At 58.3% G+C, this 22,845-nt stretch carries 18 protein-coding genes, 1 tRNA gene and 1 riboswitch; of the genes, 8 read left to right on the top strand and 11 right to left on the bottom strand.

All coding sequences use genetic code 11. From position 1 onward, the window contains the following. Positions 1 to 125: 125 nt before the first annotated feature. From HWX89_RS18630 to HWX89_RS18610, 5 genes are all read right to left on the bottom strand, one after another. Positions 126 to 806, bottom strand: a complete 681-nt coding sequence (locus HWX89_RS18630) for a hypothetical protein (protein WP_246705215.1) — start codon at positions 804 to 806, stop codon at positions 126 to 128. Between the two features lie 358 nt (positions 807 to 1,164). Beyond that, a complete protein-coding gene (locus HWX89_RS18625) occupies positions 1,165 to 2,292 on the bottom strand; it encodes an S-(hydroxymethyl)glutathione dehydrogenase/class III alcohol dehydrogenase (RefSeq protein WP_138793163.1) in 1,128 nt (375 codons plus the stop codon). A gap of 163 nt (positions 2,293 to 2,455) precedes the next feature. Continuing rightward, the gene (gene trmFO, locus HWX89_RS18620; RefSeq protein ID WP_138793162.1) at positions 2,456 to 3,901 is read right to left on the bottom strand and encodes a methylenetetrahydrofolate--tRNA-(uracil(54)-C(5))-methyltransferase (FADH(2)-oxidizing) TrmFO; all 1,446 of its coding nucleotides are present in this window, start codon (positions 3,899 to 3,901) and stop codon (positions 2,456 to 2,458) included. A gap of 428 nt (positions 3,902 to 4,329) precedes the next feature. After that, positions 4,330 to 4,473, bottom strand: coding sequence for a DUF1127 domain-containing protein (locus tag HWX89_RS18615; protein WP_138793161.1), 144 nt, complete (start codon positions 4,471 to 4,473; stop codon positions 4,330 to 4,332). 488 nt (positions 4,474 to 4,961) lie between these two features. Continuing rightward, on the bottom strand, positions 4,962 to 5,108 hold the full coding sequence (locus HWX89_RS18610) for a DUF1127 domain-containing protein (protein WP_178340833.1): 147 nt from the start codon (positions 5,106 to 5,108) through the stop codon (positions 4,962 to 4,964). A gap of 572 nt (positions 5,109 to 5,680) precedes the next feature. Between HWX89_RS18610 and HWX89_RS18605 the strand changes: the two genes are divergently transcribed. The 4 genes from HWX89_RS18605 to HWX89_RS18590 all read left to right on the top strand — a co-directional run bounded on the left by HWX89_RS18605 (position 5,681) and on the right by HWX89_RS18590 (position 9,383). Continuing rightward, positions 5,681 to 5,763, top strand: a tRNA-Leu gene (locus HWX89_RS18605). Positions 5,764 to 6,105: 342 nt separating this feature from the next. Continuing rightward, a complete protein-coding gene (gene tig, locus HWX89_RS18600; protein WP_138793160.1) occupies positions 6,106 to 7,584 on the top strand; it encodes a trigger factor in 1,479 nt (492 codons plus the stop codon). A gap of 211 nt (positions 7,585 to 7,795) precedes the next feature. Continuing rightward, entirely contained in the window at positions 7,796 to 8,413 is a 618-nt protein-coding gene (locus HWX89_RS18595) for a hypothetical protein (RefSeq protein ID WP_138793159.1), read from the top strand. A 310-nt stretch (positions 8,414 to 8,723) separates the two neighbouring features. After that, positions 8,724 to 9,383: a hypothetical protein gene (locus HWX89_RS18590; protein ID WP_138793158.1), complete on the top strand. Its 660-nt coding sequence runs from the start codon at positions 8,724 to 8,726 to the stop codon at positions 9,381 to 9,383. Positions 9,384 to 9,465: 82 nt separating this feature from the next. Here the strand turns inward: HWX89_RS18590 and sthA are convergent, their stop codons facing one another. From sthA to HWX89_RS18575, 3 genes are all read right to left on the bottom strand, one after another. After that, entirely contained in the window at positions 9,466 to 10,866 is a 1,401-nt protein-coding gene (gene sthA, locus HWX89_RS18585) for a Si-specific NAD(P)(+) transhydrogenase (protein WP_138793157.1), read from the bottom strand. A 257-nt stretch (positions 10,867 to 11,123) separates the two neighbouring features. Continuing rightward, complete coding sequence (locus HWX89_RS18580) at positions 11,124 to 11,657, bottom strand: DUF1003 domain-containing protein (protein WP_138793156.1); 534 nt, start codon at positions 11,655 to 11,657, stop codon at positions 11,124 to 11,126. Positions 11,658 to 11,763: 106 nt separating this feature from the next. Continuing rightward, the gene (locus HWX89_RS18575) at positions 11,764 to 13,716 is read right to left on the bottom strand and encodes an LTA synthase family protein (protein WP_138793155.1); all 1,953 of its coding nucleotides are present in this window, start codon (positions 13,714 to 13,716) and stop codon (positions 11,764 to 11,766) included. Between the two features lie 216 nt (positions 13,717 to 13,932). Here HWX89_RS18575 and HWX89_RS18570 point away from each other — a divergent pair, with 216 nt between their 5' ends. Then, complete coding sequence (locus HWX89_RS18570; RefSeq protein ID WP_138793154.1) at positions 13,933 to 15,612, top strand: NAD+ synthase; 1,680 nt, start codon at positions 13,933 to 13,935, stop codon at positions 15,610 to 15,612. A gap of 85 nt (positions 15,613 to 15,697) precedes the next feature. Here HWX89_RS18570 and HWX89_RS18565 read toward each other — a convergent pair whose 3' ends face one another. Next, positions 15,698 to 16,075 (bottom strand): glyoxalase superfamily protein, encoded by a 378-nt coding sequence (locus HWX89_RS18565; protein WP_138793226.1) that lies wholly within the window; start codon positions 16,073 to 16,075, stop codon positions 15,698 to 15,700. Between the two features lie 178 nt (positions 16,076 to 16,253). Between HWX89_RS18565 and HWX89_RS18560 the strand changes: the two genes are divergently transcribed. Both HWX89_RS18560 and bluB read left to right on the top strand, forming a co-directional pair. After that, on the top strand, positions 16,254 to 17,084 hold the full coding sequence (locus tag HWX89_RS18560; protein ID WP_138793153.1) for a TolB family protein: 831 nt from the start codon (positions 16,254 to 16,256) through the stop codon (positions 17,082 to 17,084). Between the two features lie 175 nt (positions 17,085 to 17,259). Continuing rightward, a riboswitch (cobalamin riboswitch) is annotated at positions 17,260 to 17,441 on the top strand. A gap of 101 nt (positions 17,442 to 17,542) precedes the next feature. Next, positions 17,543 to 18,202: a 5,6-dimethylbenzimidazole synthase gene (gene bluB, locus HWX89_RS18555; protein WP_502707611.1), complete on the top strand. Its 660-nt coding sequence runs from the start codon at positions 17,543 to 17,545 to the stop codon at positions 18,200 to 18,202. 6 nt (positions 18,203 to 18,208) lie between these two features. Here bluB and HWX89_RS18550 read toward each other — a convergent pair whose 3' ends face one another. Next, the gene (locus HWX89_RS18550) at positions 18,209 to 19,291 is read right to left on the bottom strand and encodes a DUF2865 domain-containing protein (protein WP_502707610.1); all 1,083 of its coding nucleotides are present in this window, start codon (positions 19,289 to 19,291) and stop codon (positions 18,209 to 18,211) included. Positions 19,292 to 19,443: 152 nt separating this feature from the next. Further along, on the bottom strand, positions 19,444 to 21,759 hold the full coding sequence (locus HWX89_RS18545) for an NADP-dependent malic enzyme (protein WP_138793150.1): 2,316 nt from the start codon (positions 21,757 to 21,759) through the stop codon (positions 19,444 to 19,446). 233 nt (positions 21,760 to 21,992) lie between these two features. On the opposite strand from HWX89_RS18545, the gene HWX89_RS18540 reads away from it, so the two are divergent. Next, a complete protein-coding gene (locus HWX89_RS18540) occupies positions 21,993 to 22,832 on the top strand; it encodes a UDP-2,3-diacylglucosamine diphosphatase (protein ID WP_178340831.1) in 840 nt (279 codons plus the stop codon). The last annotated feature ends 13 nt before the right edge of the window (positions 22,833 to 22,845 follow it).

The raw sequence follows: 22,845 nt of genomic DNA, 5'->3' as shown, positions 1-22,845 counted from the left end.
CATGTAAGTCGGGATTCACTCTTGTCTGCGCAACACCGGCAGGCGATTTAAATGGTCTGTCTCAATTTCGAGACCGCAACGATCTTTGACTCTTATCGAGATAAAAGCCACGTCGCGACTACGTCCTAGAGTGGTAATAACACCAATTCTGAATATGTTTCGTTAACAAGGCGAGCGTTCCACTCGCCTTTTACTTGTGTCGTCGCAGTCTTGTGCAAAGCAAAGCCGCCACTGTTCTTGTCCTCTTGCGGGCATGGCATGGTCATGGCAATCCGCCCATGCTTCAGAAGGAAACGGGCAATGGCGCCAAGGTTTTTCTGGGCCAGATGGCGGTTGTCGCAATAGATCAGCCGAGCGGAGGGCAATCGCTTGGTGGTTGTCTTCAAAAAGACCAGTGGGTGATAGCTGTTATCAACACGAAGGGCAGCCAGAATGCAGCCTAGGCGGCGGTGGTCTTCCAGCATCTGCGTTATATCTAGGGAAAAGGCATCCTGCGGCACCGTCCTCATGTCGACGACTGCCGCCTCTGATGGGCGAAGGGCCTTGAGGGGCAGCGGATAGAATAGCGTGACATCCGTGGCCGTTGTAAACCCCAGCCTTTCATTGAGCGTGGCGGCCTCGGGCGAGGGTGTTAGATCGGTGTAGGTTTCATCCGCCGATGCGGATGCCAGTTGCAGCATACGCGGAGCAAACCAGCGGCAGGATGGATCGAGATACCAGCTCGAGAGGTTGACAACCGGGCGCTCGCTGCCGGGCAGGCGGCTTTTGAGTGTCAGGAGAACGCCGACTGCCTCTTCCTTCTTCATCAGAAGCTGGCCGATACTGCCGAGATTGCGGCGCTCGTGATGGGCGCTGACGCGGGTCAGGCCTTCGCGCCAGAAGGAGGCCGTTTTTTCCGGAAAACCTTTGACCAGCAGCGCGTGGGCTGCGTCGATGTTATCCTTGTCGATGGGAACGGTCTTCAGCGTCTGTTCTCCGGGGTTTCGTCTCGCCGGGCCGAAAGCAGTTTCAACCGTGCCGCGTATTCAACGCTTTATGACGATAATTTTACCGGGCCGTTAAATGCCGAGGTTGAACGGCGAGTTGTGCGATCACATTTTTATGATCGGTGGACAGGAGGCGCGAAAGATGCGCCGCCTGCCAGTTCGGGTCGGATTGTGACGATCAGTAGACGACGACGCCGCGGATCGATTCACCCTTGTGCATCAGTTCGAAGCCCTTGTTGATGTCTTCGAGCGGCATTGTGTGGGTAATCATCGGATCGATCTGGATCTTGCCTTCCATGTACCAGTCGACGATCTTCGGAACGTCGGTACGGCCACGTGCGCCACCGAAGGCCGTGCCCATCCAGTTACGGCCGGTCACGAGCTGGAACGGACGGGTGGAGATTTCCTGGCCAGCGCCTGCAACGCCGATGATGACAGACTTGCCCCAGCCACGGTGCGAGGCTTCCAGCGCCTGACGCATGACCTTGGTGTTACCCGTGCAATCGAAGGTGTAATCCGCGCCGCCGATCAGGTCGCCGTTACGCTTGGTCATGTTGACCAGATAGGGCACGATGTCGTCGCCGACTTCCTTCGGGTTAACGAAGTGCGTCATGCCGAACTTTTCGCCCCAGGCCTTGCGCTCGGGGTTGATGTCGACGCCGATGATCATGTCGGCACCGGCAAGACGCAGGCCCTGCAGCACGTTGAGGCCAATGCCGCCAAGACCGAAAACGATGGCCGTCGAGCCAATTTCGACCTTTGCGGTGTTGATGACGGCACCGATACCCGTGGTGACACCGCAGCCGATGTAGCAAACCTTGTCGAACGGAGCGTCGGGGTTGATCTTGGCAAGGGCGATCTCCGGCAGAACGGTGAAGTTCGAGAAGGTCGAGCAGCCCATGTAGTGATGGATCTTGTCCTTGCCGATCGAGAAGCGGCTGGTGCCGTCAGGCATCACGCCCTGGCCCTGCGTCGAACGGATGGAGGTGCAGAGGTTGGTCTTGCGCGAGGTGCAGGAATAGCACTCGCGGCATTCCGGCGTGTAGAGCGGGATAACGTGGTCGCCCTTCTTGACCGAGGTGACGCCTGGGCCAATATCCACGACGATACCGGCACCCTCATGGCCGAGAATGGCCGGGAACAGGCCTTCCGGGTCAGCGCCGGACAACGTGAAGTCGTCGGTGTGGCAGATGCCCGTGGCCTTGACCTCGATCAGCACTTCGCCCGCACGCGGTCCTTCGAGCTGAACGGTCATGACTTCCAGTGGTTTGCCTGCCTGAATGGCAACAGCGGCGCGAACATCCATCGGTGATCTCCTTGGGATTGCCTATGTGATTTGAAACGTTTTTTGCCTGAGCCTGCCGGGAGCGACAAGGGCCACAGGCGTAAAAATACGGTTTGTGGAATCAAAACGGGGTGCGTGGGAAACGCACCCCGCCTGTTTTTAAAAGATTGTGCCGTCGTGAAACTTACGAGGCTGCGACGTTTTCCTGTTCGTCGGCGGCAGTTTCAACGCCCAGCCATCCGGCGCAATCCTTGAGGGCGCGTGCGGCAATAAGCTGGCGCTTCATGATGGTCTTGTCCTTGCCACGGAAGCGCTTGACGCCTTCCGGTTTGACGATGGAGCCCGGTGCGAGTTCGGGAAACAGGCCAAAATTGATGTTCATCGGCTGGAAGGAGCGCTTGCCCGGCTCATCGGTGGAGGACAGGTGTCCTCCGGTGATGTGGTTGAGAAGCGCGCCAAGCGCGCTGGTCGCAGGCGGCGGGCTCAGTTCCTCACCCTTTCGCTCGGCAGCGGCGAAACGACCGGCCAGGAGGCCGACCGAGGCGCTTTCGACATAACCCTCGCAACCGGTAATCTGGCCGGCAAAACGGATGTCCGGACGCGATTTCAGTCTGAGATACGGATCGAGCAAAATCGGGGAGTCGATATAGGTGTTGCGGTGCAGGCCACCGAGACGCGCAAATTCCGCGTTTTCAAGGCCGGGGATCATGCGGAAAATATCCGCCTGCGCACCGTATTTCAGCTTCGTCTGGAAGCCGACCATATTGTAGAGCGTGCCAAGCGCATTGTCCTGACGAAGCTGTACGACAGCGTAAGCCTTGACGGTGGGGTTGTGGGAGTTGGTCAGCCCCATCGGCTTCATCGGGCCGTGACGCAGGGTTTCGCGGCCGCGCTCGGCCATGATCTCGATTGGCAGGCAGCCATCGAAGTAGGGTGTGCCTTCCCATTCCTTGAAGCCGACCGTATCGCCTTCGACCAGCGCGTCGATGAAGGCATTGTATTGCTCTTCATTCATCGGGCAGTTGATGTAGTCCTTGCCGGTGCCGCCTGGGCCGACCTTGTCGTAGCGCGACTGGTACCAGCATATATCCATGTTGATGCTGTCGCGGTGAACGATCGGCGCAATGGCATCGAAAAATGCAAGCGCATCTTCACCGGTTTGCGACTGAATGGCGGCGGCGAGATCGGGCGATGTCAGCGGGCCGGTCGCAATGATGGTGTTGCCCCATTCCTTTGGCGGCAGGCCGTTGACCTCTTCGCGCACGATCGTCACCAAAGGGTGACTTTCCAGCATGTCCGTCACTGCCTGCGAAAAACCGTCGCGATCGACGGCCAGTGCGCCACCGGCCGGAACCTGGTGTTTGTCGGCGCAGGCCATGATCAGCGAGCCGGCAAGACGCATTTCGGCGTGAATGACGCCAACGGCATTTGCAGTCGCGTCGTCGGAGCGGAAAGAGTTCGAGCAGACGAGTTCAGCCAGCGTATCGCCCTTGTGTGCGTCCGTGCCGCGTACACCGCGCATCTCGTGCAAAATGACGGGGACGCCGCTCTGTGCGATCTGCCATGCGGCTTCTGAGCCGGCCAGTCCGCCACCAACGACGTGAATGGGGGAATAAGTCTTGTCTTGCATCGTCAACCCATATGCCGCCGGGAAGCATGAGCCTCCATGACGCGGCAGTTTTTTAAAGTGAGTGTTTCGCGCAATCCTCAGGGATGCGTCTTCGTGCCGATGCAGTAGCATGCAAGCGCGTTGCCGCCAAATGTTTTCGCGGCGCGCTTTGGCTGGCGCTCATAGGAAGAGGCGGAAGAAAAAAGCGGTGAGGGTGCGCGTGACTCCATGCGTGATCTTCATTCGGGCATTGCGCCTGACACCGGTGCGATCAAGTCTTTGATTGCGGGATACGCCTCGATGCCGAGGAAACGATATAACGGAAGAAATGACCCGGAACCGCGTTCTGTCCCCAGAATCAAAAACGGCGCCAGAGGCGCCGTTTCTTTTACCTGTCGCTCAGTCATCGCGCCCTGGAGGTCGGGCAGCGGGATGACCCTTGACGCTGATTAGCGGAACGAACGGGAAGCAACGTTACGGATGTCGTAACGGGTCAGGCCAATGTCGTTCAGAGCCTGGTTGGAGAGGCTGCCGAGCTCGTTCATCGTGCGGCGGTAGCTGATCCAGTTTTTTGCAATGCGAATCGGGTTCATCGTTCTTTTCCTCAATCTAAGTTGTGTTGGTGTGTTGTCTGAATTTCGCGGCCGGCTCAGAAGTTGTTCTGCGCTCTCGGCTGTTGAGGCTTATATAGAGGCAATCAGCCATGTTTTGGAGTGCAGATTTTAAGCGACTGCCATGCATTTGTGCAATGTGTCGGCTAATTTTGCGGCTGCAGGGGCCATATGCGCGTTTTTTGAGCGAAAATGCCCGCGTCATAGGCGGTCAGGCGCGGGGTAGGGTTCATGAACCCGCTTTTGCTGCGTTTCAGAGCGAAAAGCGACGGGAATCCCTGGTGCGGAAGCTGTCTGGATGAAGGCTTGCGGTGGCTTGAGCTCTGCCGATTGCGCAAGGTCTGGGATGCCGTTTGCATCATGCGCGTGCAGTGTGATGCGCCAAAAAACAGAAAAGGCCGGAGGCGGGAAGCCTCTGGCCTTTTTGGGAGGTCAATTCTGCGCGTCGCCAGTTATGGCGACACTTTATATTACATGCCGACTGCGGTGCGAGCGACGCGACGGATGTCCTGGCGGCCAATGCCGAGGTCGTTCAGTTCGCGGTCGGTCATGCGGCCGAGTTCGGTTACGGTCTGACGGTACTTGCGCCAGTTGGTGAGCGAGCGTGCAATGTTCATGGTCATCTTCCTTTTCGTGGTGTCCAGTCCGCGGCCTGTCTTGGGAGGATGTGGCCTGCGCTGAACTTCGATCTCTTGTATGGCCGTAGATATAATCGTTTTAATCGAAACAAAAACAGACAAAGCAAGATGCCACCTATGCACCATTTGCAAGGCAGTGGGCGTATTCGGCCGTTTCAGGCATTTCCGTGCTCAATTTGTGACCAAAATTGAGGCTTTCACCCGATTGTGGCGTTTTGGGCTGCCTGCCAGCCAATCAACTGATGATCCGTCGCGGGAGAGGGTTAAAAATCGGTATGTTTTTGAGAAGGTGGCGGGTCCGAGGCGACATGATTCCCGCGATGCCACTGACGCATGGCGAGCGTCATGCATCATTTCCCTGGTTTCAGCGCGCTCCTTATATATAGTGTTGCGAACTTCGCGTAGTTGGCCCTTTGGGCCGATAACCATCATTTGCGGGCTTTTGGACGTGAAGTCGGCTCGTCCGGGCGGGAAAATTCGTTGGAAACGGATGAGGCCGGAAACCCGCGCTTGACCCTTCCTGAACATTGTGACATACCGCCGCCCAACGTGCGGGTATGGCGGAATTGGTAGACGCATTGGTTTTAGGTACCAACGCTTCGGCGTGGGAGTTCGAGTCTCTCTACCCGCACCACAAGCAAAGCTTGGCGGTGCCACGCTTGCGCCAGAGTATGCCGGTATAGGCATGGGTCGGCGAGATGCAGGCTGGAACGGCGTGATGTCCTCAGGACATCCGGTTTCGGTCGAGCAGGGCGGGGCGTCAGGTCCGGTCCGGCGCATTTTGCTGCGCGGGAGGTCTGACGGTTCGCGAGATACCGCTCATTATTTCCCGAACCCAAGCACATATCAGGTGTCCGGCGCTGTTTGTGCAATGAGAATTGAAGTCACGGCCGGTATCCATGTTTCCGGCGCAGTGCTCGAAAGTAAACCAACGGCTGTCTGAGCACCGCCGCCATGATTGTGAAGGTTTGAGAAAATGCAGGTTATCGAAACGCTCTCTGAAGGGCTGAAGCGCGAACTCAAGGTCGTTATCCCGGCTGCCGACATGAAGGCTCGTCTGGATGAGCGCCTGGTTGACGCCAAGGACAAGGTTCGCATCAACGGTTTCCGTCCGGGCAAGGTACCGGTTGGTCACCTCAAGAAGATGTACGGCAAGTCGATCATGGTCGAGCTTGTCAACGAACTGGTTCGCGAGAAGCCGACTGAAATTCTCTCCAGCCGTGGTGAAAAGTCTGCAACGCAGCCGGCAATCGCCATGACCGAAGACGAAAAAGAAGCCGACAAGATCATTGCAGGCGAAGCCGATTTCGAATTCACGCTGGCTTACGAAATTATTCCTGCGATTGAACTGAAAGCCAACGACGGCATCAAGGTTACCCGCGAAGTTGTTGAAGTCTCCGAAGACGAAATCAACGAGCAGATCCTCAAGATCGCTGAAAGCGCACGCACTTACGAAACCAAGAAGGGCAAGGCCGCTGAAGGCGACCGCGTCACCATGAACTACCTCGGCAAGGTCGACGGCGTTGCTTTTGACGGTGGCGCTGCTGAAGACGCAGAACTGGTTCTCGGTTCGGGCCGTTTCATTCCTGGCTTCGAAGACCAGCTCGTTGGCGTCAAGGCTGGCGACGAAAAGACCATCACCGTAACGTTCCCGGCTGATTACCCGGCTGCAAACCTTGCTGGCAAGGAAGCTGCCTTCGACATCACCGTCAAGGAAGTTGCTGCTGCTGGCGCCGTTGAAATCAACGACGAACTTGCTTCCAAGCTTGGTCTCGAGTCTGCTGAAAAGCTCAAGGAAATCGTCAAGGGTCAGATCGAAAGCCAGTACGGCAACGTCACCCGCCAGAAGGTCAAGCGTCAGATCCTCGACCAGCTCGACGAGATGTACAAGTTCGACACGCCGGCTGGTCTCGTAGACGCCGAGTTCGACAACATCTGGCGCCAGATCAACACCGATCTCGCACAGTCCGGCAAGACTTTTGCTGACGAAGACACCACCGAAGAAGAAGCTCGCGAAGAATACCGCAAGCTGGCTGAACGCCGCGTTCGCCTCGGCCTCGTTCTCTCCGAAATCGGCGAAAAGGCCGGCGTCGAAGTGACCGAAGAAGAAATGCAGCGCGCCCTGTTCCAGCAGCTTCAGCAGTTCCCTGGCCAGCAGAAGGAAATCCTCGATTTCTTCCGCAACACGCCTGGCGCTTCCGCTTCGCTGCGCGCTCCGATCTTCGAAGAAAAGGTCATCGACAAGCTGCTCGGCGAAATCTCGGTAACGGACAAGACCGTTTCCAAGGAAGAGCTGCTGGCTGACGACGCTGAAGAAGCGACCGAAACCAAGAAGAAGGCTCCGGCCAAGAAAAAGGCTGCTGCCAAGGCTGACGACGCTGCTGAAGGCGAAGAAGCCGCTCCAAAGAAGAAGGCTCCGGCCAAGAAGAAGGCCGCTGAAGGCGACGCCGAATAATCTTCTTCAGCATACGCTGAACAAACGAAAGGCCGTGGCGAAAGCTGCGGCCTTTTTGTTTTGGAAGCGGGCCCTTAGAACCCCGGAACGGTAGCGTCATCTAAACGCTCACTGGTATGATTTCGCCCTACAAGCCCCACACCAGATCCTCTAAATCCCTCCTGTGATTGTAATGAACGCAGCCACAAGCTGCGATGGTAGCGGGAATCCCATGAGACACGATGAGGTGATCGGCAGGGGCAGTTTTACACTGCAGCGCCAGGATGTTTTGGCTGTGATGCAGGATATGCGTGGGGCGTCCGCACAGGTCGTCGATGACAAGACAGGGCTCTGGAGAAAGCTCAGGATGCTTTCGGTCGTCGTGCTTATTCCGACGATGATCGCTGGCATCTGGGTAAACAAAGCGCCGTGGATGCAGATCGGCGTGGTGGTTCTGATGGTGTTTGGTGTTCTCTTCAAGTTCAGTGACTGGCGCATCAAGCGCGGCATGAACCAGTTGGGCGCCACACGTAAAGTTTCGCGCAACGCTGTCGTCAAAGCCCTCGAAAAACGGATTTTCAAGGGGCGGGACAGTGTGCGGGGCGAGGCGCGCTTCGGTGAAGATCATTTCGAACTGGTGCAGGATAATGTGCAATTTTCGGCCAGCTATGATGATGCCGAAAAGATCGGCCTTATCTTTCAGCGAAACGGCATGCTGCAAATCACCCCTGGCGATGCCCGCAATCTACCGGACGTGATCTTCTTCATTCCGCTTGCGCAACTTTCCGGCGCGGAGAGTGTGATGGAGCGTGTTCAGCAGAGCCCGTCATTCGTTTTTACCTACGCCTAGGTTTAGCCGGTTTTTTTCGATCTTTTGGACCTGACTGTATAGCCAGCACCGGACACGGGCGTGGCGATACGGTCACGATTTGTGCCTTTAATGCGGCGCATATAATTTTTGCTGCATGTGCGCTTGTTCATCTCCCGTTCATCTGGCAGAATGCGAAGCATGATTTCCCGGTTGCTTCGCGCTGCCATCAAGGGAAATGCAAGGCCATCCCAAGGGGGTGGCCCTCATCGCCGACAATCTCGTTGGACTCGACTTTTACCGTGCAAACCGGATCGCACCGGTGCGCCCTTAAATGGCCTGGGAACAAGATATGCCGTCACGGACGCCAATTTTCGTTTTTTGCCTGCCTTTCGTTGCAAGCCTTTTTGCCGCAAGCACAGTTTACGCTGACGATGCCGGCCTGATCTGGAAGCCGGTCAAGAATTCCAGCCGGTCTTATTCGGCGCGGCTTGGGGCAAAGCTGCCGACCGATACGCCCATTCGCGCCGGGCTCGAAATGGGTATGAATGCCTCGAGGAAAGGGCAGGTGACGGATACGCCTGTGCGGTTCTGGGGCAACATGTCGATTGCTTCGACAAACCTGCCGGGGGTGTCACTTGCCCGCGACGTGGCAGTCATGTTCAATGCCCTGACCGGCTCCAGTGCGCTGACGATGACATCGTCGCAAAAGCGTATCGTCACGCCAGAGCTGGATATCGAAGCCAATCGCAATTTCACTGTTCGCTATGATGGCTCCGCGCAGCAGTGGAGCGGTCTCGATGTCTCGCAATCCCTGCGCCTGACGCGCTCGGAGACCGGCACGGCCTTCGTGCTGACAGGAGCCAGCCGCAACAGTTTCGATGAGTTCTCGACCGGCGTTGCCGTCGAACAGAAGCTTGGCGATCATCTGACCGTCAGCGGCACGCTCAATCAGGGCTTCGAGGACAGTTTCCGTCCCGGCGTGAACGCCCGTTACAGCATCAAGTGGTGAGTGCTTGGACGACGTGATGGGTCTGTCACCCCGGATCACGTCCGGGGTAACGGCTGCAAATAAGGACCGGCGATAGCGCGGCCTATTCCTTCTTTTCACCCATGCGGTTCCAGGCATCCAGGCCGGCAATCTTGTAGGCTTCGGCAAGGGTTGGATAGTTGAAGGTGTTTTCGACGAAATACTCCACCGTGCCTTTGAGGTTCAGCACGGCCTGGCCGATATGCACCAGTTCGGTCGCGCCTTCGCCAACGATGTGGACGCCGAGCAGGCGGCGGGTCTTCAACGAAAAGATCATCTTCAGCAAGCCGCTGTCGAGACCCATGATGTGACCGCGTGACGTTTCGCGGAAATGCGCGATGCCGCATTCATAGGGAATGCCGCGCTCGAGAACTTCTTCTTCCGTCAGGCCGCAGGTGGAAATTTCCGGTACGGCGTAGATGCCATAGGGGAAGAACTGCGGCGGTTCGCCAGCTGGCGCACCAACCGCGTGGCGGGCGGCGATACGGCCCTGTTCCATCGAGGTCGATGCAAGGCTTGGGAAGCCGATGATATCGCCGGCGGCATAGATGTTCGGAACGGAGGTCTGGAAGGTCACGGGATCGACCTTCAGACGGCCACGGCTATCGGCTTCCAGTCCGCAGGCGGCAAGGTTCAGCGTATCGGTCGCGCCGACGCGGCCGGCGGCAAACAGCACGGTCTCGGCTTTGAGAACGCGGCCATTGCCAAGCGATACCAGGCACTTGCCGCTCTCGTCTCGCTCGACCTTTTCAGCCTTCTGGCCGAAGATCAACTTCATGTTGCGATCACGAAGCTGGTAGGTGAAGTCCTCGACGATTTCCTTGTCGATGAATTCCAGCATGGTTTCGCGCGGTTCGATCACCGTTACCTGGGTGTCGAGCGCGCTGAAGATGGTTGCATATTCGATGCCGATGACGCCTGCGCCAACCACGATCATCGAGCGCGGCAGTTCCTTGATTTCGAGAATTTCGTCGGAATCGATCACGGCCTCGCCATCGAAGGGAATGTGCGGCGGCCGGTAGGGCCGGGTGCCGATCGTCAGCAGGATGGAGGTGCCGGTGACGCTCAGGATTTCGCCATCGTTCTTCACGACCTTCAGCGTGTTGGCGTCGATGAAGCTTGCCGTGCCGCGAATGTGCTGTACGCGGTTGCGGGCGAACTGGTGTTCGAGAACCTCGACTTCGTGGTCGAGTGTTATCAGCAGGCGGCGTCGCAGGTCTTCGGCATCGATTTCCTGTTTGACGCGGTAGGAGCGGCCGTAAAAGCCGCGCTCGCGCCAGCCCGTCAGGTTCAGCGCGGTTTCGCGCAGCGTCTTGGAGGGGATGGTGCCGGTGTGTACCGAGACACCGCCAACGCGGGTGCCTTTTTCCACGACCAGAACTCTTTTTTCCAGCTTGGCAGCCTGGATGGCGGCGCGTCTTCCCGCCGGACCGCTACCGACAACAATCAGATCGTACTGGTGCATGAAAAACCCCGGAACATTAATGCATTTGCGATGACCGGAACTGGTATCCGGCCTGGCGTCGCTGCGAAATGGGCATGATGCCCTTTCGACGGAGGGAACTGATTCCCTTGCCTTGCCCGCAAGAGTGCAATGCAACAAACGCCTGCGTCAATCTGTAGCGGAAGATTCTGACGGATTCGTAACCGGAACAGCCAATCTCCGTTTTGCGACGTGGAAAATGAATGCCTGCCGGTATCGCCGGGCAGATTGCCGCAGCTTCAGAGCTTCCTGTCTGTTACCTTGCTATGAAGCTGCGCCAGTTCCTGCCGCAGCAGGGCGAGTTCGGCCAGAACCTTTACGTCGATCTTTTCGTGCAGGGACAGAACCTCGAGCTCGGCCTTGAGATTGACTTCATAGTCCTTGGCGGCCTCGAAGCGGTCACGCGCCGCCTGCCGGTTCTGCGACATCATGATGATCGGCGCCTGGATGGCTGCGAGCATGGAAAGCAGCAGGTTGAGGAAGATGAACGGGTAGGGGTCAAAGGCACCGGTGGTAAGGATGATGGTGTTGATCACCGCCCAGAAGATCAGGAAACAGCAGAATCCGATGATGAAGCCCCAGGAGCCACCGACCCTGGCAATGCCATCGGCCAGTTTGTCACCAAGGCTGGCGCCAGCGGAAAACTCCGCATTCGTGTCCGTCGAGATCAGCTTCTTCTGGTGCGACAGTTCCAGAATGCGCCGCTCCACCTCGCCAATCTCGCGGGACGAGCGTTTGAAATGCGAAACGATATAGTCGGAGATATCTGACACGGCGGAACCCCGCTTGGCTTTTGTAAGTGCTGAGACATAAGCCCGCATGGCGACGGAATTCAAATGATTTCCGTGCCATGCGGGCCGGCGTCCCTCGCCGATGGGGTCAGACTGACGGCTGCTGCTCCGTGTTCAGCCAGTTGAAGCCTGGGAAGAAGCGCTCGCGGCCGTATTGCTTGCCAAACATCATATCGAATTGCAGCATGCGATAATTGCTCACCGACTGTGGAACGTCCTTCGGTGAAATCGACCAGTCGGGCAGGGCGTTGCCCTCCTTGGTCACCAGCATGTGCCTGTCGATGACGGAGAACTTGTCCTGAAGTTCACCGAGTGTATCCGTATAGAACGGGTCGGAGAAGCCTGCCGTCTTGAGAATGTGGTAGGGCAACAGGGACGGGCTGATCGTACCGATGTTCTTCTGCACGCCCTTTTTCGACGACCAGACGACGAGTGGCGTTTCGTGTTCCTTTTTCATGACGTCGAGCGGCGCGCGGCGGCTTGCCACCATGCCCGGCATATAGCCGCTTTCCATGAAGGTACGGCCAAGCGGCGGCAGATGGTCGCCGAAAAGAACGATGATGGTTTCGCGGTCGCGCTTCTTGGCCCACTTCATCAGCTTGACGAGCGATTCATCGGCTTCGACCACGCCCTGCGTGTAGGTGGCGAGCGCCTGCGATGCCGGTGCGGAGAGATCACCGCTGACGCCAATGGTATTGGCAGCGTAACGATCGGCCTCGTAAGGGCCATGTCCCTGCAGGGTGACGGCAAAGAGGAACAGCGGGTTCGCGGTCTGGTCCGCGGTCGTCATGATCTCTTCCATCAGCGCGTCGTCGGAGGCAAAGTTGCCGCGCTTTTCCATCGGAGGCAAGGTTTCTTCCGAGCGGAATTCCTCGAAGCCGAAGTTCTTGTAGACTTCCTTGCGGTTCCAGAACCATTCCTGGAACGGGTGCATGGCAATGGCCGAATAACCTTCGCCACGGAAGAAGCTGGCGAGCGAGGGGACTGGGCGACGGATATACTGCTGATAGGGAATGCTGCCATAGGGCAGGAAGGCGTTGGAGAAGCCGGTCAGCGCCTCGAATTCCACATTGGCCGTCATGCCGCCGAACTCCGGCGAAAACACGTTGCCGGATTGCTTGGCGCGGATTGCCGGCATCGGATCGGCTGAAAGCTCGACGTTTTTCAGTCGTGTCGGGTCCCACAGCGATTCACTCATCAGCATGATGACATCAGGGTAATCGCTCTTGTTGGCAGCAAAGGCGGAGGAATCAGGCATCAGTTCGGCGATGGTGTTTTCGCTGTAGCCGTCGGGTGCCGAGACATTGGCCATCGGAATATTGAAGGCAAAGGCCATCAGGAAGCCGTTGTGACGGTAATTTTCCTTCTGGTCCCACATCATGGGGATAATGTTGAGGCGGTCACGCATCCAGGAATAATGTGAATACTCCATCAGCGAGCCGAGACCGGCCAGCAGGGGCAGGGCCAACGCAAGGCTCAGGACACGCTCGCGCCAGCGCAGCGATGGCGCATGTTTGCGAACGGAGATCCACGCAAAGACAAGCACTCCGACAACGGCGCAGAGGCCGAGGACGACAAGTGCCGCCACCAGCGGCTGGGCTTTCAGCATGGTCGGCAGGAGTTCAACGATCTGACGGCCGAACAGCAGGTCGGAGGGGTAGAGCGGATCGGAAAGATAGGTCTGTTTCTGTGCCGAAATCAGCGCCACCAGCAGCAGTGTCGGAGCAACGACGATCAGCGACAGATAACGCCGGCCGAAAACGGCATCGAGCGCGATAATCAGCAGCGCCAGCGATGCAATGGTTGTCATGCCGGGGCGAACGGACGAGGTGAGAAACGGCCCAACATCTGTCAGCGTGCCACGCACGATCCATTCCAGTGCAACAATCAGCAGAATGGAGATCACCACAAGATTGGCGGTCGTGTAGGCAATGGCCGCACCTTTGGAAAGGGCACGGTTGGAAAGGCCGCGAGCCAGGCCAAACGAAAAGACAGACTTCGCCTTTTCGGAAGCCGCTGTTTCAGGCGCCGAATTTCTCAAACTCTTAAACTCCGGTATGCAGTGCGACGTGACGAAGCGGGAGTGAATCGTATGTCGCGAAAGTGTCATGTAACTGTCACATAAGCGGGATGAATGCGACATGAACTTTGCGTTCACACACAGATGGCGCGATAACCTCTGCGTGAACGCAAGGGATGATGCGCGCACTGCATTTGCCGCGTTGCGGAGCGGGCGCGAGCGCGGTAATGAAGAGCCATGAGCGACAGACAGACCACTGCGAACCATCTCCGGATTGCCGTCGGGCAGTTCAATCCCACAGTCGGCGACGTGGCGGGCAATCTCGCCAAGGCGCGTGAGGCGAGAGCCGATGCGGCAACGCAAGGGGCCGATCTCCTGCTTCTGACGGAGCTGTTCATTTCCGGCTATCCGCCTGAAGATCTGGTTTTGAAGCCAGCTTTTCTGAAGGCTTGCCTCAAGGCCGTGGAAGAACTGGCAGCGGATACGGCCGATGGCGGGCCGGGCGTGATTATCGGGTTCCCGCGCCAGGGCGAGACTGGCCGGCACAACTCTGTGGCGCTTATCGACGGTGGCAAGATCATTGCGCTGCGCGACAAGATTGACCTGCCGAACTACGGCGAGTTCGACGAAAAACGCGTCTTTTCGGAAGGTTCGATTTCCGGGCCCTATAATTTCCGTGGCGTGCGGATCGGTATTCCGATCTGCGAGGAAATCTGGAACGACATGGGTGTCTGCGAAACGCTGGCGGAAAGCGGCGCCGAGCTACTGCTGGTGCCGAACGGTTCGCCCTATTATCGCGGCAAACTCGATGTTCGCCATCAGGTCGCGCTGAAACAGGTGATCGAAAGCGGTTTGCCGCTGATTTTCGCCAACCAGCTTGGCGGCCAGGACGAACTGGTGTTCGACGGCGCAAGCTTTGCCTTCAATGCCGACAAGACGCTGGCCTTCCAGATGAGCCAGTTCGAGGCGACGCTTGCCGTTACCGACTGGAAGCGCAACGGCGATGGCTGGCGCTGCGAAAACGGGCCGTTCTCGAAAATTCCTGAAGGCGAAGAGGCTGACTACCGGGCCTGCCTGCTTGGCTTCCGCGACTACGTCAACAAGAACGGCTTCAAGAGCGTAGTGCTCGGCCTTTCCGGCGGCATCGATTCGGCCATCTGCGCGGCAATCGCCGTGGATGCGCTGGGCGAGGAGCGGGTTCGCTGCATCATGCTGCCATACCGCTACACTTCTGAAGATTCGCTGAAGGATGCTGCGGACTGCGCCCGGGCACTTGGCTGCCGTTACGATATCGTGCCGATTGCCGAGCCGGTGGACGGTTTCATGTCGGCGCTGTCGGACCTGTTCGAAGGCACGGAAGAGGGCATTACCGAAGAAAACCTGCAGAGCCGTGCCCGTGGAACGATCCTGATGGCCGTTTCCAACAAGTTCGGCTCGATGGTGGTGACGACGGGGAACAAGTCGGAAATGTCGGTCGGCTATGCCACGCTTTATGGCGACATGAACGGCGGCTTCAACCCGATCAAGGATCTGTACAAGATGCAGGTCTACGCAATTTCGAAATGGCGTAACGACCATGTGCCGCCTGGCGCCCTCGGCCCTTCGGGCGAGGTCATTCCGCAGAACATCATCTCCAAGGCGCCATCCGCCGAGCTTCGTCCCAACCAGACGGACCAGGATTCGCTGCCGCCATATCCGGTCCTCGACGATATTCTGGAATGCCTGGTCGAGCAGGAAATGTCGGTTGAGGATATCGTGGCGCGTGGTCATGACGTTGCCACCGTGCACCGCATCGAGCATCTGCTCTATCTCGCCGAATACAAACGCCGCCAGTCGGCGCCGGGCGTTAAGATCACCAAAAAGAACTTCGGCCGTGACCGGCGTTACCCGATCACCAATCGCTTCCGTGATCGGTAGTCTTTTATGACGTGCAGCTTTTGCTGCGCGCCATTTTCACCGCCGGCAAACGGCGCGGAGTGAACCGCGCCGCCGGATCTGGCCTTTATATGGCTTGCCCGACATCGATGCGGTTGCCATCCGGGTCTTCGAAAACGAAGGCCCGCAAACCATAGTCCTTGTCCTGCAGGCCCTTGATGATGCGCAGGCCGTGCGCCCTGCAAAGGGCGTGCAGCGCGTCGACATCGCTCACCATCATATGCGCCACATTGAAGGGGGCTGCCTTGTGCGATGGCTGCAAGGTCAGGTGAAGTTCGGCATTGCCTTGTTTCAGGATCATGAAGCCAACGGGATTGCCGTTTTCGAAGGTTTTGGTGAAGCCCAGCACGCCCACATAGAAATCATGGGCCTTCTGGATATTCTTGACGGGAAGCATTGCGGCGATACGGCCGAACCGGATCGCTTGATCGGCATTGGTATTCATCGAGAAACCTCGAAGGAGAGAGGGCGACAGACGCGGACGGTGCCGGTTCGTTGCCATGCTCCAAATTTTCGTATGCAGGACGGTGCCTGCGACTTAGTGACCATAGAGACAGCTTCGGGGTATGCAAGCGCCAAATGTTTCGGTCATAGTGCGGGTCGATGACGAAGCGGGAGGCAGAATGCGCAGTTCGATCGAAATCTATAATATCCGCACCCGCCAGATGCGGGTGGTCTGGCAGACACCTGAACTGTTCGAGGCACCGAACTGGTCGCCTGATGGCATGTATCTGCTGCTTAATTCCGAGGGATTTCTCTATCGCCTGCCGCTTTCCGGCGATCCTTCGCCTCAGAAGGTCGACACGGGGTTTGCGACGATCTGCAACAACGATCACGGCATTTCACCCGATGGGTTGATGTATGCGCTCTCGGACAAGGTGGAGTTCGGCAAGAGCACCATCTATCTTTTGCCGTCTTCCGGTGGCGCGCTGAGGCTGATGACGAAAAACCTGCCGTCATACTGGCATGGCTGGTCGCCGGATGGAAAGCACTTCGCCTATTGTGGCATTCGCGATCAGGTGTTTGACATCTATTCCATGGAGATCGAGACCGGTATCGAGACGCGCCTGACGCATGGCGAAGGGCGCAATGACGGCCCGGATTATTCTGCCGACGGGCAGTGGATCTATTTCAACTCCAGCCGCACCGGCCAGATGCAGATCTGGCGCGTGCGCACCGATGGTTCGGCGGTCGAGCGCGTGACGGACAGCGTGTATGGTGACTGGTTTCCTCACCCGTCACCGAAGGGAGACAAAGTGGTTTTCGTCTCCTATGATGGCGATGTCTTCGACCATCCACGCGACCTTCATGTGCGCGTGCGGCTGATGGACCCCGATGGCGGCAATGTCGAAACGCTGTTTGATCTCTTCGGCGGGCAGGGCACGATGAACTCCCCCAACTGGTCACCGGATGGGGATGAGTTTGCCTATGTCAGGTATTTCCCTGTCGGATAAGCCGGCACGCGAGTCTGTCTCCGCCACAGCGCACGCATGAAAGAGATATTTCCAGCTCAAGGATTTGGGCTGGTCGGGTATTGGCTCAAGGCCGGAAAGAAGGGCAGGCTGGGTGTTGGCCACAGCCAGGTCAGCGTTCGGCATTCATGATGCTTGCATTCCCGCGCTGCCGTAGCCATAACCTCAGGCATCAGGTGCCTGCCCACGGGGCGGGAGAATCGGGAATCCGGTGTGAGACCGGAACGTGCCCAGCGCTGTAAGGCGGACACCAGCTTTGATTGCCACTGAAGTCATTCGGGAAGGCGAAGCGGGTGGATGAAGCCAAGTCAGAAGACCGGCCTGATACGATAGACCAACCCGCGCGGACGGCGGAAGGTTGTTGATGGGTGAGGCGCTCTCGTGTCTTGCCCCGGCATTGTTGGGGATTAACGATGCAACCTGAAGACTTCCGCAAGGCCATGCGTCCGGCCAGTGAATTTTGCGAACAAGACAAGGCGGCGCTTTACCGCGCCATTGAAACGCGCCGCGATGTGCGCGACGAATTCCTGCCCGATCCGCTGCCGGATGATCTGGTGACACGTCTGCTGGCCGCCGCACATGCCGCGCCATCCGTCGGTTTCATGCAGCCGTGGAATTTCACGCTTGTCACCGATGGCGCCATCAAGCAGGCGGCCTGGGTGGCGTTTCGCCGCGCCAATGAAGAGGCGGCGGAGATGTTTTCCGGCGAGCGGCAGGCGCTTTACCGCAGTCTGAAGTTGGAGGGACTTCGCAAGGCGCCGCTCAGCATTTGTGTGACCTGCGATCCGACCCGTGGCGGCGATGTGGTGCTGGGACGTACCCATAATCTGCGCACGGACGTCTATTCCACCGTCTGCGCCATCCAGAATCTCTGGCTTGCTGCGCGGGCTGAAGGGGTCGGCGTTGGCTGGCTCAGCATCTTTCATGACAGCGATATTCGCGTCATTCTCGATATCCCCGAGCATATCGAAATCGTCGCCTGGCTCTGCCTCGGCCGCGTCGACACGCTCTATAGCGAGCCGGAACTTGCCGTCAAAGGCTGGCGCCAGCGCCTGCCACTGGAAGAGCTGGTGTTCAGGAACGGCTGGGGCAACCGCTGAGCGTTGTTACTGTTGCGGCTGGATACCCTTGAGGGCAGGGTTCTTCAGATCGATGCGGCTTGTTTCGTCCGGCAGGAATTTTGGGCCGACGACGCGCACCTTGTTGTTGTGCGGATCGTACTCGCGTTCCGGAACCTGCAGTTCCGGCGCCTTGGCAGCCTCGGGTTCGACAGGTTTCGCCACCTTGTCTCCCGGTGGTGACGTGATGTCGGTGATGCTGGAGTAGGGCTTTTCGGCCTCCGGCGTCGCAGCCGCTTCCTGCTTTTTCATCTCGTCCTGATAGGCCGCCATGTTGCAGCTACAGCCCGGTGCGCGGGTGGACGCATTGCGATAGGCGAATGCCGTCGGCAGTTCCTTGTAGGGTTTGCCGGTTTCGGCCGATACCATGTCGGATGTCTCCTGATCCGTCATGGAGTGGTAATAAAGTTCCGTTTCCGTGCCGGGGCACATGTTGCGGCACTGTTCCGCCTGTCCACGAAAATCAAGTGGCGAGGCGTTGGAAGCAATCGGAAAGAATGAACCGTCGCAGGTCTTCACGCAAAGAGTTCTGAGGCCAGTTTCGCCGGATAGGCCGGGTTGCGGCGGGATTCCCGTCTGGTCGTACCGCGGGGCGTTCCCGTATACCGTAACGTTACGTTCCGTTACGGCAGGCCGTTCGGCCTCCACCGGGCTGCAGCCATTTGCGTCCAAAGCCGCCAGAATGCGCTGACGGCGAATGCCGGGATCATCACCGCGCTGGGTTGCCAGCGCCTGATCGCGATCATGGATGATGGCATCGCGCTCGTGTTCGGCGTCGAGAAGCGCATCGCCTATTTCCGCGCAGACACCGGCATTCGGACTGCCGTAGGTGATGATGCTGCCGGAAGAACAGCCGTAGCCACGCAGATCGTTCCTGATCCTGCGGATGGCGATGTTCTGGCGGGCAAGGGCGTTGGCGTAGAAGCGGACTTCCGCCGTGTTGCCGATGACGCGAGGTGGCTCACGCAACTGGGCATACAGCGTGTCGCACACCTCGTTCGCAAATGCTGCAGCGGGTGCGGCAAGGAACATCGCAAAAAAGAAGCCGGTCATGCGGCTGCGGCAGGTCAATTTGTCCGTTCCGTCAGATCTTGCGGGCAATGCTGTCAGCCATGCTGTCGGCATTGCCAGTCCAAAGTGTCTTTTCGGACTTTAGCATATGCCGTTGCCGCAAGGCGGCAACAGCGCGTTCAAAATTGCGTTAATATCCCGTCAGGAGGCTATCACACCGAAGGATGCGAGGCCTGAACGACAGCCAGAGCCGCCATGTTGACGACGCCGCGCGAGGTGACCGACGGCGACAGGATATGGGCCGGAAGAGCCGTGCCGAGCAGGATCGGGCCGACATGCAGACCTTCGGTCAGCGTGCGGGTGACACCGAGCGTGATGTTGGCGGCATCGAGGTTCGGGAAGACCAGAAGGTTGGCTTCGCCCGTCAGTGCGCTGTTCGGCATGGCGCGCTTGCGCAGTGCTTCCGAAAGCGCAGAACCACCCTGCATTTCGCCGTCCACTTCCAGTTCCGGTGCCACGTTCTGGATGATCTGCAGCGCACGACGCATCTTGCGGGCGCTTTCGGAATCACGCGAACCGAAGTTCGAATGGCTGGCGAGCGCGATCTTCGGCGTAATGCCGAAACGACGGATTTCCTTGGCGGCAAGTACCGCCATTTCGGCCACTTCTTCCGAGGTCGGCTCGTAATTGACGAAGGTATCCGTCAGGAACAGTGCACCCTGCTGGGTGATGAGTAGGCTGAGACCAGCGAAGGAGCGGACGCCTTCCTGCTTGCCGATGATCTGGTTGACGTCCCGCAGGTGGCGGTCGTAACGGCCTTCGAGGCCGCAGATCAGGGCGTCTGCTTCACCACGCTTCACCGAGAGCGCGCCGATGACCGTGCTGTTGGTACGAACGATGGTACGCGCCGCTTCCGGGTTGATGCCCACACGGCCAACGAGGGCAAAATAGTCGTCGACATATTCGCGGTAACGCGGATCGTCTTCCGGGTTCACGACGGCAAAGTCGGTGTGCGGACGGATACGCAGGCCAAAACGCTTCAGTCGTGTTTCGATGATCTGCGGACGGCCGATCAGGATCGGAACGCCGGTGCCTTCTTCGAGAAGAACCTGTGCGGCACGCAGGACGCGTTCGTCTTCGCCTTCCGCGAAGATGATACGCTTCTTTTCCGCGACTTTGGCCGTGTTGAAGATCGGCTTCATGATGAAGCCAGAACGCCAGACGAAGCGGTTCAACTGGTCGAGATAGGCTTCGAAATCGGTGATCGGACGCGCGGCGACACCGCTTGCGGCCGCGGCACGGGCAACAGCGGGCGCGATGCGCAGGATCAGGCGCGGATCGAATGGCGACGGGATGAGGTAGTTCGGGCCAAAGACCGGCGTATCGCCGCTGTAGGCCTTGGCGGCAACTTCGGAGACTTCCTCACGCGCCAGCGCTGCGATGGCCTCGACGGCGGCCATCTTCATCTCTTCATTGATGGTCGTGGCGCCGCAATCCAGCGCGCCGCGGAAGATGTAAGGGAAGCAGAGAACGTTGTTGACCTGGTTCGGGAAGTCAGAACGGCCAGTGCAGATCATCGCGTCCGGACGGGCAGCGCGCGCAGCCTCGGGCATGATTTCCGGGTTCGGGTTGGCAAGCGCCAGGATCAGCGGGTTTTCCGCCATGCGCTCCAGCAGTTCCGGCTTCAGCACGCCTGCAGCCGAAAGGCCGAGGAACACGTCTGCGCCATCAATGGTTTCGGCAAGCACGCGCTTGTCGCTCTTCTGGGCGTAAACTTCCTTCCACTCGTCCATCAACGTGTTGCGGCCGTCATAAACGAGGCCTTCAATGTCGTGGACCCAGATGTTTTCCTTCTTTGCACCCATGGAAACGAGAAGGTTAAGGCAGGCGAGGGCGGCCGCACCGGCGCCGGAGGCGACGATCTTGACGCTCGACAGCGACTTTCCGGTCAGTTCCAGAGCGTTGGTGACGGCTGCCGCAACGATGATGGCCGTGCCGTGCTGGTCGTCGTGGAACACCGGGATGTTCATCTTTTCACGAAGCTGACGCTCGACCTCGAAACATTCCGGCGCCTTGATGTCTTCAAGGTTGATGCCGCCGAAGGTCGGCTCCAGTGCTGAAATGGTCGAGACCATGTCGTTGATGCCGGGCGCGTCGATTTCGATGTCGAACACGTCGATGCCGGCGAATTTCTTGAACAGAACGGCCTTGCCTTCCATGACCGGCTTCGACGCCAGCGGGCCGATGTTGCCGAGACCGAGAACGGCAGTGCCGTTCGAGATCACCGCAACCAGATTGGCGCGGGCCGTGTAATCGGCAGCGGTTTCCGGGTTTTCGTGAATGGCGAGGCACGGTGCGGCAACGCCCGGCGAATAAGCGAGCGCAAGATCGCGCTGGTTGCCGAGCGGCTTGGTCGCCTGGATTTCCAGCTTGCCTGGACGCGGATAGCGGTGAAAAAAGAGCGCCTGTTCTTCAATATCGGCCTTTGCCGTGGTGGCGGGCGTTTTGTTCTTATCTTGAGACGTCATGCTTTTCACCGTCGTATCTGTTTTGTCTTGGTAGGCACCTGCATACAACAAACAGCCTGTGCGTACAGCCGTTATTTGCCGCTCTGTCATGCAAATTCGGGGCACGGGTTATTCGCATTTTCGTGAGGTACGCGGCCGGAATTGTCACAAAAAAGCCTGTCTGTCATTTTGCTGAAACACGAGTCTGGTTCTGAGAGGCATGAAAGTCGCAGAAGACGCAGCCGAACAGGGGGATGAATTCCGTGGCCGGTCACAGTGAACCCAGACAGTTCAGAACGCTTTTCATTTCGGACGTCCATCTTGGCTCAAAAGCCGCCAAGACGGATTTCCTGCTCGACTTCCTGAAACATCACGAGGCCGAGACGCTGATACTCGTCGGTGACATCATCGACGGCTGGCGCTTGCGGCGCAGCTGGTATTGGCCGCAGGGCTGCAACGACGTCGTGCAGAAATTGTTGCGCAAGGCGCGCAAGGGTACGCGCATCGTTTACATCCCAGGCAACCATGACGAATTCCTGCGAGAGTTTCCCGGCACGCATTTCGGCGGTATCGAAGTGGCCGAGCGGATGATCCACGAAGCGGCGGATGGCAAGAAATACCTCGTTATCCACGGCGATGAATTCGATGTGGTGGTGCGAAATGCAAGGCTTCTCGCCTATCTCGGTGACTGGGCCTATGACGCGGCCATCGCGCTCAACATCGGCATTGCAGCCGTGCGTCGGCGTATCGGCCTGCCTTACTGGTCGTTCTCCGCCTGGGCAAAGCTGCAGGTCAAACACGCCGTCAACTTCATCGGCGAGTTTCAACGCGTTGTTGCCGACGAAGCGCGCCGCAACAATGTGGATGGCGTGATTTGTGGCCATATTCACCATGCGGTGATGGAAGACATGGATGGCATCCGCTACATCAACACCGGTGACTGGGTGGAAAGCTGCACGGCGATTGCCGAAAACATGGATGGCAGCTTCGAACTGATCACCTGGATGCAGGCAAGCGACGTTGCCTCCGAGGGCGCCTCCGACGAGATGGAGCCGGTCAACCTGCCGGGCCTGATCGGCAGACGGGCCGCCTGAGTTCACGGCACTT

This window comes from Rhizobium sp. RM, from assembly GCF_013390595.1.
Classification (GTDB): Bacteria; Pseudomonadota; Alphaproteobacteria; order Rhizobiales; family Rhizobiaceae; genus Agrobacterium.
Note: the sequence above shows the minus strand (reverse complement) of the source record. Positions and strands in the feature narration are given on the sequence as shown.